The 12,426-nt window shown below is 59.9% G+C and carries 9 protein-coding genes; 6 read left to right on the plus strand and 3 right to left on the minus strand.

Annotated features, from left to right (window positions below; genetic code table 11):
- Window positions 1–27: 27 nt before the first annotated feature.
- Both IB245_RS22930 and IB245_RS22935 read right to left on the minus strand, forming a co-directional pair.
- Entirely contained in the window at window positions 28–1,374 is a 1,347-nt protein-coding gene (locus tag IB245_RS22930; RefSeq protein WP_008043629.1) for a hypothetical protein, read from the minus strand.
- A 253-nt stretch (window positions 1,375–1,627) separates the two neighbouring features.
- On the minus strand, window positions 1,628–1,999 hold the full coding sequence (locus IB245_RS22935) for a DUF6124 family protein (RefSeq protein ID WP_008034164.1): 372 nt from the start codon (window positions 1,997–1,999) through the stop codon (window positions 1,628–1,630).
- Window positions 2,000–2,559: 560 nt separating this feature from the next.
- Here IB245_RS22935 and IB245_RS22940 point away from each other — a divergent pair.
- From IB245_RS22940 to IB245_RS22960, 5 genes are all read left to right on the plus strand, one after another.
- The gene (locus IB245_RS22940) at window positions 2,560–4,008 is read left to right on the plus strand and encodes a sensor histidine kinase (protein ID WP_192228733.1); all 1,449 of its coding nucleotides are present in this window, start codon (window positions 2,560–2,562) and stop codon (window positions 4,006–4,008) included.
- A 183-nt stretch (window positions 4,009–4,191) separates the two neighbouring features.
- Window positions 4,192–6,999 (plus strand): multicopper oxidase domain-containing protein, encoded by a 2,808-nt coding sequence (locus IB245_RS22945; protein ID WP_192228734.1) that lies wholly within the window; start codon window positions 4,192–4,194, stop codon window positions 6,997–6,999.
- Window positions 7,000–7,016: 17 nt separating this feature from the next.
- Window positions 7,017–8,033 carry an SCO family protein gene (locus IB245_RS22950; protein ID WP_008043625.1) on the plus strand — a complete coding sequence of 339 codons (1,017 nt, stop codon included), beginning with the start codon at window positions 7,017–7,019 and terminating at the stop codon, window positions 8,031–8,033.
- Window positions 8,034–8,137: 104 nt separating this feature from the next.
- Complete coding sequence (locus IB245_RS22955; protein WP_008034155.1) at window positions 8,138–9,634, plus strand: sensor histidine kinase; 1,497 nt, start codon at window positions 8,138–8,140, stop codon at window positions 9,632–9,634.
- Entirely contained in the window at window positions 9,603–11,030 is a 1,428-nt protein-coding gene (locus IB245_RS22960) for a sigma-54-dependent transcriptional regulator (protein WP_008043613.1), read from the plus strand. Before IB245_RS22955 ends, IB245_RS22960 begins: the two co-directional genes overlap by 32 nt.
- Here the strand turns inward: IB245_RS22960 and IB245_RS22965 are convergent.
- Window positions 11,021–11,416, minus strand: coding sequence for a hypothetical protein (locus tag IB245_RS22965; protein ID WP_192228735.1), 396 nt, complete (start codon window positions 11,414–11,416; stop codon window positions 11,021–11,023). The two genes, IB245_RS22960 and IB245_RS22965, sit on opposite strands and share 10 nt — an antisense overlap.
- A 169-nt stretch (window positions 11,417–11,585) precedes the next feature.
- Between IB245_RS22965 and IB245_RS22970 the strand changes: the two genes are divergently transcribed.
- On the plus strand, window positions 11,586–12,392 hold the full coding sequence (locus IB245_RS22970) for a class I SAM-dependent methyltransferase (protein ID WP_192228736.1): 807 nt from the start codon (window positions 11,586–11,588) through the stop codon (window positions 12,390–12,392).
- Window positions 12,393–12,426 lie beyond the last annotated feature (34 nt).

Consider the following 12,426-nt stretch of genomic DNA (forward strand, 5'->3'; position numbering starts at 1 on the left):
CTGATGCGGATCTGGGCATGAGAGCGTTCATTGCACGATGACCACTTCTTCGGTATCGCTGCCGCCATTGGATGACGTCACCTGAACCTTGGCCGGTGGAATCGGCGAGATGCCGGTCGACAGGGATTTCTCTGCGCCGCTGCCACTGAGGGCGCCGATGGCGACACCCGTGCCGGAGGTGGCGGTGAGAATCGGTGGCGATGTTTCATCGCTGGTCGAGGCCACTACCGTGATTTGCCCGCTGCTCAGGCTGTACTCGGCCCGTGAAATCACCACCAGGTCGGTCAGCGGCATGGACAAGGAGGTTGGCGTGCTGGTAGGGATGGCCAGATGGTTGTCGGCCGTCACCAGCAAGCTGCTCGGCAACGTCGGGTTGGTGGCTGACTGGGCGTACCAGTGGCCGGTGGTGTTGGCCTCGATCAGGTTCAACACCGGGGTGTTGCTGTCCAGGGTCACGGTGGCCGGTGGTGGCGGGGCCATGACGAAAACATCCTGGTGGGCCACCGGGGCGCTGGCGCCGGCTGTGCGCGAATAGGTGCTGCGTTCGGCAATGATCGGAGTGGGGCGAACGAGCGTCGATAATTTGCCGGAAATGGCCATCACCGTCGTGCGCAAGTCCAGTCCGTTAGGCCCTTCAATGCGGATGTAGTTGGTATTGAAAGGGCTGCCGGTGAAAGCCTCTTCCAGGTTCGGATCGCCCACGAACGTGTCGGTTGAACCGGTAACCGGGTTGGGCTCGACGTAAGGGCCGTTGAGGCTGCGCAGGAAGGGGCCGATGTCCGCTTTGAGCGCACCGTCGTAGGTTTTCGGCGAGCCGATGCCGATGTCCCGGGTCATGTTGATCGCGCGGCGCCCGGGGGTATCGACGTTGAAGACATCGACGCCGTAAGGATGAGTGATGACATAGGTGCCCGCAGTGGGCACGTCGACCCGAATACGGATACGGCCAAAACTGACCTGATCACCTTCCAGCGGGTCGCCACCACTGAACGCGGCTTCAACGGCGCTGACATAGGTCAGGTCGATGCCCCGTGCGGCATCGACGATGGATCCGTCGCCGGTGAACCAGAACGCTTCGTCGGGGAAGTTGGTCGGGAAAACGATGGGTTGAGTGTCATCGAAAATGCCGGGATTCGGATTCAAAAGGCACATGTAGGACGGTGCGCCGGGCGCACTTGGAACCCTGGAGCTGACGGCCTTGGACAGGCACAAGTCGAGGGTTCGACCGTGGGTGTCCTGATACCAGGAAGCGAAGTTACCGTTGGCGGGAACATAGGGGCCGGGGTCGACAGCAAACAGCGCAGCCTGGGCGACGCCTTGGGCCAGAGCGGACACGACCAGGGCGATCGTGGTTTTGGACAGTAAAGGGTGCATGAGTATTCCCTCTATCAGAGACCTGCCCCTTGGGGGGGTGGGTCAGTTGACGGGGGAGTCGGCAACTTCCGTACCAATCGTTGAAAACGGCCGGCAGAGGCCCGGCATTACAGCGTTTCGCTATTAAGCGTTGCCTGGATGCCGGACGAACCAACGGGCGACTGTCCCCAGCATTGGGGGGCGATGGGGATGCCGGGGAGGGCGGGAAACCTGTAGGAGCAAGCTTGCTCCTACAGACAGCTGGACGCAGTCGCTACTCGGTGGGGGCTAATTGATCCAGCGCCCGATTCACCGCCAACTCGCCCAGCATGATGACTTGCGCAATCCCCAGCAGGGAGTTGCGGCATGTCCCGTCCAGTTGATCCGCCAGGTCCGTCGCCATGACATTGGCCGATGCCAGGGATTCACACGCATGGGCCAACAGGGTTTCGGTATCGAGCTCCGGGTTGACGATGAACAGGGTGGTGGGTGTTCGCGGAGTGGCTTTGATGTGAGCGTTCTGGGCGGCAGGGTTGAAGTAGAAATCGAGGGCGCGATTGACAGCTTCGCGATGTGCTTCTGAATCGGGGTTGTCTTGCGGCGATGCCGGATCGGTGTCCGGTGGATTGGGCGTTACTTTGAACATAAATAAAACTCCTTATGCTAACAACAAGGAGCCATCACCCTCGCTACCAAACGAGGGGTGGTGGCCATACGCAGGTTGGTAGACCGGGCACAAGGAAACCGGCGCGCCCGAAGGCGCCCTGTGCATGACCACCATAAATGCGAGACCAGAAGCCTCAAATGGCGATGCAATGCACCTTATGCAGCTCGGGCTACCAAACCCGATCACTGATTTTCAGCGACCGGAAAACGATAAAGCCCAAGATCAAGGCGCACAAGCCGGCGGATTCTGGCGCAAGCGTAGGCAATAGCGCAAGGCGTTGTAGCCTGCGCGAAGTAACACGAAGTGTTTTTAAACACGCGTGGTTAAACATGAGCAAGCACTGCTGAAAATCTCGGAAGCGCCAGACTGTGCTCGTGGCAGTTTGCAAAGGCAAAACCACTGAATGTGTGTTTGCCGAACGGTTACGACGTGTATCGATTGATGGATCCAACAGCGGATCGTCACGTCAACACCCAATACCGGGCAAATGCCTGACCGTGGGCTATAACCAATGGGGGGAATCGCCGGGAAGTACGCCCATGAACATGCCCACACAATCGCTCCAGTCCGAAGAGGGCGATGTGCGCTTGAGCTCGCGAAAGCAACCGTTCAATCTGCTGCGCTGGTTTTCCCTCATCAGCATGGCGGTGATTGGTACGGTGGCGGTGGCGCTGGGGGCTGTGTCCACGCGATTTGTGATTACCGAGAGCGTGCAGCGCGATGCATTGCTGACCTCGCAGTTCATTCAGACGATTGCCTTGACCGAGGTGCGCCACGTATCGATTCCCAATGTGCGCAGCATGGGCGAGCTGCTGGACCCGCGCAAGGACAAGGATTTCCCCGACGTAGACCCGATGGCCCGCGCCAACGCCCGGGGCGAATTTCTCGACCACATCGAGCACTTGCCTGACGTGATCCTTGCCAACATATACGCCCCCGACCGTATGGTGATCTGGTCGACCAACCCGGCATTGATGGGCACCACGATCCATGCCGACGAAGACCTTGAGCGCGCATTCGCCTCCAGGACGCCGGTGTCGACCAGTTATCACGACGTCGACAAGACACGCATGGAGCAAAAGTTCGTCTCGCCGCCGGAATTCATCTTCATCGAAAACTACATTCCGCTGTTCGATGCCGACGGCGAGCACGTCACGGCGATGGTCGAGATCTACAAGGAACCCGAGGACCTGATCAGCCGCATGGAGCGCGGTCTGGTGCTGATATGGCTGGCCACCGCACTGGGCGGCGGGCTGATTTATCTGGGGCTGTACTGGATCGTGCGGCGTGCGGCGATCCTGTTGGCGGCGCAACAAAAACAATTGATCACCAACGAAACCTTTGTCGCCCTGGGCGAGATGTCATCGGCGGTGGCCCACAGTTTGCGTAACCCGTTGGCGACCATTCGCTCCAGTGCCGAACTGGCGCTGGAGTTCGACAATGGCCCGGCGCACCAAAACATCAACGACATCATCGGTCAGGTCGATCGCATGTCGACGTGGGTCAGGGAATTGCTGCAATCCTTGCGCCCGCTCACCGATGAACCGGAACCGGTGAACCTGGTGGCGGCGGTGCACGACAGCCTCATGGCCTTCGAGCAGCAGATCGCCAAGGCCTGCGTTCATGTGGTGTTCGAGCCGAAGGACACGCCCATGGTCCTGAGCCAGCAGATGCAGTTGACGCAGATACTCAACCGTCTGCTGGCCAACGCGCTGGAGGCCATGGACCAGGGCGGCACGCTCACCGTCATTCTGGAGCCGACGGATGCCCGAGACGTCAGCGTGGTGGTGAGCGATACCGGCAGAGGCATGAACGAGGAACAGCGCAGCATGGCTTTCCGGCCGTTTTTCACCACCAAGCAAGGCGGGCTCGGCGTCGGGCTCGTACTGGTCAAGCGGATTATGGAGCGCTGCGGCGGTACGGTGAGCCTGGACAGTCGCGAGGGCGAGGGCACAAGTGTTCGCCTGTCGTTCCAACGCAGTCCCTGAAATGGGGAAGAACTTTCCCCGGTTGCGAGTGTCATTCCCCAGTCGTTTTTCGGGGCATGGCAAATTGATGTTGATAAGCCATTGTTTCCACGAGCATTAGTGCGTTTGTATAGGCTGTAGCAAGTCTGGCGAGCTCCTTGCAAAACCCCCATTACCCCCTTCACGACTTCGAGGCGGCTGGTGATGGACAGAAAAGCGCTGCACCCCTGCAAATGGTTTGGTCTCCTGACGCCCCTTAGCGTTTTTGTGGCCATGACGCTCGGCACAACGAGCCTGCGCGCCAGCCCGATCGACGACGAGGGGCAGCCGCCACCTTCCGACCCTTCGGCGTATCACGACGAGCCGGCTGACAAGGCAGGTGCCTTGAACGCCATTTTGACCATGCCCCCCGCCAACCTGGATGCCTTCGACTTGCCGGCTGGCGTCAAAGGCACCCGAGAGACTCCGCTCAAGGAAAACGTCCTTCCGCCGGCGATACAGACCAGCTTCAATTACCCTACCAACGGCAAACCCAGCCCGTTGTACGGTGCTCTGCCGTTCACTCAGCAACTGGTGCTGTTCGAAGAGTTCGGTCCGGAAAAACTCGACCCCACCACCCCGGCGGCGCAGTTGCCGTTTCCACCGGCCGCCATCGGCCCGCTGCCGCAACAGGATCCCACCAGCGTCGCTCGCAGCGCTCCGCCGAGTGCGGCGCTCGACGCTTTCATGCGGCAACCCGGACTGACCCCGTTTCCCAGCCATTATTCCAACGTGGTCGACCGCAACCCTTGGCAGAAGCAGATCGAATTTTTCCTCAACCGCCGTATCGGTTCGTCGGCTGAAGGCCGTCCACCAGGAAAAGGCTGGTCGCACCAGCGCTGGAACGAGTTTTACCCGCAGATCGCCTACAAGACTGTGCAATCCGGCGCACGGGTGAATACCGGGTTGCGTGACAGTCGTCAGATGCACCGCTATGCCATGGGCGAGTTTGGCCCCGGTGGCCTCTATTACAATGTGGCTGGCCTGCCGACGACCGTAGGCACCGCCAAAGGCGTCGATGCGCGTTTTCACCCGAAAATGCCGGTGCAGAACCACAAATCGGTCTGGACCTTCGACGGCACCTTGCCACCGAAATTGCTCATGGTGCGTTACGGACAACCCGTGCTGATGCGCCATTACAACGCCTTGCCGATCGACCCGTCGGCGAACATGGGTTTTGGTCTGCACACCCTCAGCACCCACGAACACAATGGTCACCAACCGGCGGAAAGCGACGGTTATGCCAACGCATTTTTCTTCCCCGGGCAATTCTACGACTATCGCTGGCCGATCCAGTTGGCCGGCTACGACAGCATCAACACCACGGCTACAGACCCGCGTGCAGCTTTTCCGTGCTCGCCGGGCGAAACCCTGTGGACCAACGACCTCATCCCCAGCCGCAAGACCTGCGACAACGGCACGATCAAGATCCGTGGCGACTGGCGCGAAACCATGAGCACCCACTGGTTTCACGACCACATGCTCGATTTCACCGCGCAGAACGTCTACAAGGGCAACGCGGCGATGATGAACTACTACAGCGCCCTGGACCGTGGCAATGAAGCGGTGAATGACGGCGTCAACCTGCGTTTACCCAGTGGCAACGCCTTGCCTTGGGGCAACCGCGACTACGACGTCAACCTGCTGTTTGCTGATAAAGCGTGGGACAAGAACGGTCAACTGTGGTTTAACCCGTTCAATACCGACGGCTTCCTCGGTGATCAGGTGCTGGTCAACTGGCAGTGGAAACCGGTCCTGGATGTGCGCGCCCGCAGCTATCGGTTCCGCATGCTCAATGGCTCGGTATCGCGCTACTTCAAACTGGCGCTGGTGCGCGAGATCAAGGGCACCGGTGGCGAGTTCCCAGGGCCTGTCGGGTCAGGCTTGTCGTACGCCCGCGTGCCGTTCCACATGATTGCCAACGACGGCAACATCATGGAACACGCCGTGCCGTTCGACGGCACCATGGACCTGGATGCCGACGGCGATACTCAAAATCACAACGCGATCCTGCCAACCATGGGCATCGCCGAACGTTTCGACATCGTCGTCAATTTCTCGAAAAACGGGGTCAAGGCGGGCGACAAGCTGTTCTTCGTCAACCTGCTGGTGCACGAAGACGGCAAGGGCCCGGAAGAACCCGTCGCCCTGGCTGACGTGCTGTCCGAGAAGTACAAGGCCGTCATCAGGCAATCCAGCAAGGGTCCGAAGTGGGAGGACGGTGATCCGGCGATAGGCAAAGTGTTGCAATTCAACGTCAAGGCCTACACCGGCCAGGACCTGGCCATGGACCCGGCGGCCTATGAACCGGCCAAACCGGGCAAGGCTGAAGGCCTGGTGATGATCCCGCTGAAAATTCACCGCGATAATGTGGCCGACAAGGCGCTGCTGGCCAAGGCCCGTCATCGCACCTTCACCTTCGGTCGTTCCGACGGCACCGATTCGGCGCCGTGGACAATCAAGACCGACGGCGGTTTCGGTTTCAGAATGGACCCTCGTCGGCTGAACGTCTCGACCAAACTGGCCTCCGGCCCGACCGATGCCGGCGTCACGGGCTTCGGTACGCTGGAAGTGTGGAACATCAAACTCGGCGGCGAGGGCTGGAGCCACCCGGTTCACGTGCACTTCGAGGAGGGGATCATCCTCAGTCGCGGCGGCAAGCTACCACCAGAGTGGGAAAAATGGGCACGTAAGGACGTGTACCGCATCGGTCCGGAAAAGGACGGCCTGGACAGCGTCGAGATTGCGATCCACTTCCGCGAATTCGCCGGGACGTACATGGAGCACTGCCACAACACTCAACACGAGGACAACTCCATGCTGTTGCGTTGGGACGTTGAGAAACCGGGGCAATTGCAATTGATGCCGGTTCCGCTGCCGAGCTGGGATGGCGTGCGCTACGTGAACTCTGCTGCACTGCCAACCTTCCGCACTGGCGACGGCTACGGCCCACAAGTGGTGATCAAGCCATGATCCGCAGGGGAGCCGACATGACACTGCACACGCCGCGCTCCCGCGCACTGGGCATGCACCTGATTCTGGTACTGGTGACGTTTTTACTGGCCAGCCAGGTGCTGCTCGCTCATGAAGGCGCACTGTCGCCGTCGCCGACGGAATCGGCGACCCCCTGGGGGCGCGATTACTTTCCCAACACCTTGCTGACCGACCAGGACGGTCGGCAGGTGCGTTTTTTCGATGACATGATCAAAGGCAAAGTGGTGGTGATCAACTTCATCTTCACCACGTGCAGCGATTCCTGCCCGCTGGAAACCGCGCGCCTGCGCCAGGTGCAGCAGTTGTTGGGGCCCCGGGTCGGCCAGGATATTTTTTTCTACTCGATCAGCATCGACCCGTTGAGCGATACACCCGAGGTGCTCAAGGCCTACGCGCAGCGCTTCAAAGTCGGACCGGGCTGGCAGTTCCTCACCGGGGAGTTCGAGGCCGTCACCGACCTGCGCAAAAAGCTCGGGCTGTTTATCGAGGGCGTCGACAACGGTCGCAGCAAGGACCACAACCTGAGCCTGATCGTCGGCAACCAGGGCACCGGTCGCTGGATGAAAGCCTCACCGTTCGAGAACCCATGGATCCTCGCCGATCAGTTGGCCAATACCTTGCAGAACTGGAAGCAACCCAGTGTTGAAGAAAATTATGCCGATGCGCCCGAGATCCGCCCGCCGAGCAACGGCGAAGAGTTGTTTCGCACCCGTTGCGCCTCGTGCCATAGCCTCGGGCCGCAAGACGGGCAGGGCATCGGCATGCGCGCCATCGGCCCGGACCTGATCGGCGTAACCCGCGTGCGCGATCCCGCCTGGCTCAATCGCTGGATCCGAGAACCGGATCGCATGCTGGCCGAAAAAGACCCGATTGCGCTGGAACTGTTTCAACGCTTCGACAAAATCCCGATGCCAAACCTGCGCCTGGATGAGAAAGCGGCGCAGTCCATCATTGATTTTTTGCAGGAGGAAACCGATCGTCAGCAATCGTTGCAAGCGGCGCAGGTGCCATAGCGGCGAATTACTATCATTGAACCGCCGACTCGATCAATGACACCTACACTGATGCGAAACGCCACTGAATAGGCTTCAAGCCAGTACCGAATTCAGGACCCACCATGCAGATACTCGAACAACAAAAAGTACCTGCTCCGTCGAACCTTCCGGCGGGGGAATGCACGAGCTGGCGTGGCGAGTTCAATCTGCTGCGCTGGTTTTCCTTCGCCAGTTTTTTGATCATTGCCGCCGTGGCGGCGGGGCTGGGGTACATCTCCACCCGTTTCGTGGTGGAGGAGAGCATCGAGCGCGATTCCATGCTGACCGCGCAATTTATCCAGGCCATCGGTGCTGCCGAAATCCGCCACGCATCGATTTCCCCGGAAAGAACCATGGGCGAAATGCTCGATTCTCGCCTGGATAACGCCCATCCCGACGTGAACCCGGGCGCACGTGCTGCGGCGCGCATCGAGTTTCTCGATCATGTGGCAAACCTGCCGGACCTGCTGTTGGCCACGGTGTATGCCCAGGATCGCACCGTGGTCTGGTCGACCAACCCGGAGCTGATCGGCGTACGTATCGAAGACGACGATGAACTGGACGAATCTTTCGAAATGAAGGAGCCCGTTTCCACCAGCTACCACGAAGTTGATGAAGAACGTCCCGAACAAAAACTGTTGCACGAGCCCCAGTACCTGTTCGTTGAAAACTACATCCCGATGTTCAACGCCGACAAAAGCAAAGTCATCGCCATGGTCGAGGTCTACAAGGAGCCTACTGATCTGGTTGAACGTATCCAGCGCGGTTTCAAGGCCATCTGGCTGGCCACCGTGCTCGGTGGTGCCGCCATCTACTTGGGGTTGTTCTGGATTGTGCGGCGTGCGGCGAAGCTGATCGAGAGTCAGCAGAAACAGCTGATTGCCAACGAAACCTTCGTCGCGCTGGGGGAAATGTCTTCGGCCGTGGCCCACAGTTTGCGCAACCCGCTGGCGAACATTCGCTCCAGCGCCGAACTGGCCCAGGAAATCGCCAGTCAGAGCGCGCAGAAGAACATCGGCGACATCATCAACCAGGTCGATCGCATGTCGCGTTGGGTTCGCGAGTTGCTGGTGTCGTTGCGGCCGGTGAATGACGACTACGAAACCGTGGACCTGGTGCTGGCCATCGACGACACCCTGAGTGCCTTTGACGCGCTGATCAAGCGCTCCGGTGTCGAAGTCCGGTTCACGCCGCAGGTTTGCCCACCGGTCGTCAGCCAACAGGTGCTGCTCACGCAAATTCTCAATAGCCTGTTCGCCAATGCCCTCGAAGCCATGCCCAAGGGCGGCGTGCTAAGCATCGATATCGAGTCGCCGCAGTCCGGACTCTTGCGCATGACCCTGAGCGATACCGGCAAGGGCATGACCAAACAGCAACAACAAATGGTTTTCAAACCGTTTTTCACCACCAAGCAAGGCGGGTTGGGTGTGGGCCTGGCCCTGGTCAAAAGAATAATGGAGCGTTTTGAAGGTTCGGTCGAACTGACCAGCCAGGAGCAGGAAGGAACCCGCGTTTGTCTGAACTTCAAAGTGGCAACGGGAGGGGAATATGGGGTACAGCATTCTGCTGGTCGAGGATGACGAAATCCTCGCCGGGAATCTTCAGACCTACCTGGAACGCAAAGACTTCGAGGTGACGGTCTGCCACTCGGCTGAAGATGCGCTGAAGCAAATGAACACGTTTGCCCCGGACGTCGTACTGACCGACAACTCGCTGCCGGGCATGAGCGGTCACGATCTGATCCAGAAGCTGCGTATCAGCGCGCCGGACCTGAAAGTGATCATGATGACCGGCTACGGCAATGTCGAAGACGCCGTGGTGGCGATGAAAGAAGGCGCGTTCCATTACGTCACCAAACCGGTGGCGCTGCCGGAACTCAAGCTGTTGCTGGACAAGGCCCTGGCCACCGAGCGGATGGAGCGCACGCTGTCGTTCTATCAGGAGCGCGAAGCGCAGAAGTCGGGGGTGCAGGCGTTGATCGGCGAATCGGGGCCCATGGTCTTCCTGAAAAACACCATCGGCCAGTTGCTCGACGCCGAGCGCCGGATGGCCAACGCCGATTTGCCGCCGGTGCTGGTGGAAGGCGAGACGGGGACTGGCAAGGAACTGGTGGCCCGCGCACTGCATTTCGACGGCCCGCGCAGCAAGGGTCCGTTCATTGAATTCAACTGCGCGTCGATTCCCTCCAACCTCGTGGAGTCGGAGCTGTTCGGCCACGAGAAGGGGGCATTCACCGACGCCAAGGACCGTCGCGTCGGCCTTGTGGAAGCGGCGGATGGCGGCACCTTGTTTCTCGATGAAGTCGGGGAAATGGACCTGCTGCTGCAAGCCAAACTGCTGAAGCTGCTGGAAGACCGGACCATTCGCCGGGTCGGTTCGGTGAAGGAACGCAAGGTCGATTTGCGGGTGATCAGCGCAACCAATTGCAACCTCGAACAAATGGTCCAGCAGGGCAAGTTCCGCCGCGACCTGTTCTTCCGTTTGCGCATCATTTCGATCAAGGTGCCGCGCCTTTATACCCGTGGCGAAGACGTCCTGTTGCTGGCCCGGCACTTCCTCGCCATCCACGGCAAACGCTATGGCAAACCGAACCTGCATTTCAGCGAACAGGCCGAAGAATTGCTCATGAGCTACAGCTGGCCGGGCAACGTGCGCGAGTTGCGCAACATGCTCGAACAAACCGTGCTGCTGGCCCAGTACGACACTATCGCCGCGCACCAGTTGAACGTCTGCCTGAGCCTGGTGGACGAGCCGGTGGCGATGCCCGAGGCGCCCCATAACGAAGTGCGCCCGGCGTACAACGGCAGCGAGTCGATGAACCTGCCGGAGGTCGAGCGCGACATGGTGCGCAAGATGCTCGACAAGACCGACTGGAACGTCACCAAGTCCGCACGGCTGCTGGGTTTGAGCCGCGACATGCTGCGTTACCGGATCGAAAAACTCGGCCTCGCCCGCCCGGACAAGCGTCAGTGGTAGACGGGCGTCGCTTGGCCCTGTCGACTGAGGCAGGCCAGCAGGCACGTCGGGTCGACGACTTCTTCGTTGACGTAGACGCCGAGTTCCGGGTCATAGGAGCGGATGAACACCCGGACGGTGGCATCCGCGACTGTCGGCAACCGTGAGTCGGAGAACACGTGCTCGCTGGAGATCGGGATGAAATCCTGCGGCGCCGTGGGGATGTACGAGCGCGGTGGCACCGTGCTCAGCGTCGGCGGAACGGGGTGGGCGAACGGCTGGTTTTCGCCGTAATAGTTGAACTCGCTGCTGTACCCGGACGGCGGCGTCAGGTTGTCATCCGCGTGAACCCCTGAGGTGGCGGTCAGGCAGAAGATGAGCAACAGCATCAAATCGGTGTGTTTCATGGCAGCACCTGCGAAATCGGTTGTCCCGCAATTCCCCAAGGCCATTAACTATAGCTGCCGTACGGGGGCGTTGCCGGCTTACAACATTCCAACAAACGCTACATGGGTTTTTCAAAAACGCTGATCTAGACTCGGGCCGGTCTGATAAACCCGAGTTCTGGAGCGTGCAATGGAAATGCTGACCAAAGAAAAAGCCATCGCCAGCAACCGCGATGCGTGGAATGACTCCGCCCGACACCACAAAGATAATCCCGAATGGCCGTCCCTGTTGAAGGCCGTGACACTGGGCGATTTCTGCTGCATCGACGACACGTTGCGCGGTGTGCTGGAGCAGGTCGGGGTCGACGGCAAGGACGTGGTGCAACTGGGCTGCAACAACGGCCGCGAAAGTCTTGCACTGTTTGCGCTCGGTGCCCGCAGCGTCGTCGGCGTTGACCAGTCCGTGGCGTTTCTCGATCAGGCGCGGGAACTGGCTTCCCAGTCGCCGCACGCGCCTGAATTCGTCGAGGCTGATATTCATCACCTGCCGAGTGAACTGCACCACCGGTTCGATGTGGCCCTGATCACCATCGGCGTATTGGGCTGGATGCCGGACATTGGCGAATTCTTCCGCCACGTCGCCCGCACCCTCAAGCCCGGCGGGGCGTTGGTGGTGTACGAAACCCACCCGTTCCTGGAAATGTTCGACCCCGAATCAGACGATCCCTTTCGCCCGGTCACTTCGTACTTCCGCCGCGAACCTTTCGTGCAGGACCAGCCGATCGTCTACGAAGGCAAAGTCGAACAGCAGGCCGCGACGTCCTACTGGTTCGTCCACACCCTGAGCGAGATGTTCACCGGCGCCATCGAATCGGGGTTGCAGATCAGCCACTTCAAGGAATATCCGCATTCCAACCGGGAGGAAATTTATGATCAGTATCAGCAACGAGAGGCGCAGTTGCCGTTGTGTTTTACGTGGGTGGGGGTGAAGTGCTGAATCAAGGTCACCACCGTCCTGTAGGAGCGTGGCT

Origin of the sequence: Pseudomonas sp. PDM02, assembly GCF_014852285.1 — a bacterium.
GTDB classification, from domain to species: domain Bacteria; phylum Pseudomonadota; class Gammaproteobacteria; order Pseudomonadales; family Pseudomonadaceae; genus Aquipseudomonas; species Aquipseudomonas migulae.

Excerpts from the sequence above, each read along its gene's own strand:
- IB245_RS22940 (WP_192228733.1), top strand. The coding sequence starts at position 2,560 with ATGAACATGCCCACACAATCGCTCCAGTCCGAAGAGGGCGATGTGCGC.
- IB245_RS22960 (WP_008043613.1), top strand. The coding sequence starts at position 9,603 with ATGGGGTACAGCATTCTGCTGGTCGAGGATGACGAAATCCTCGCCGGG.
- IB245_RS22930 (WP_008043629.1), bottom strand. The coding sequence starts at position 1,374 with ATGCACCCTTTACTGTCCAAAACCACGATCGCCCTGGTCGTGTCCGCT.
- IB245_RS22965 (WP_192228735.1), bottom strand. The coding sequence starts at position 11,416 with ATGAAACACACCGATTTGATGCTGTTGCTCATCTTCTGCCTGACCGCC.
- IB245_RS22935 (WP_008034164.1), bottom strand. The coding sequence starts at position 1,999 with ATGTTCAAAGTAACGCCCAATCCACCGGACACCGATCCGGCATCGCCG.
- IB245_RS22970 (WP_192228736.1), top strand. The coding sequence starts at position 11,586 with ATGGAAATGCTGACCAAAGAAAAAGCCATCGCCAGCAACCGCGATGCG.
- IB245_RS22950 (WP_008043625.1), top strand. The coding sequence starts at position 7,017 with ATGACACTGCACACGCCGCGCTCCCGCGCACTGGGCATGCACCTGATT.
- IB245_RS22955 (WP_008034155.1), top strand. The coding sequence starts at position 8,138 with ATGCAGATACTCGAACAACAAAAAGTACCTGCTCCGTCGAACCTTCCG.
- IB245_RS22945 (WP_192228734.1), top strand. The coding sequence starts at position 4,192 with ATGGACAGAAAAGCGCTGCACCCCTGCAAATGGTTTGGTCTCCTGACG.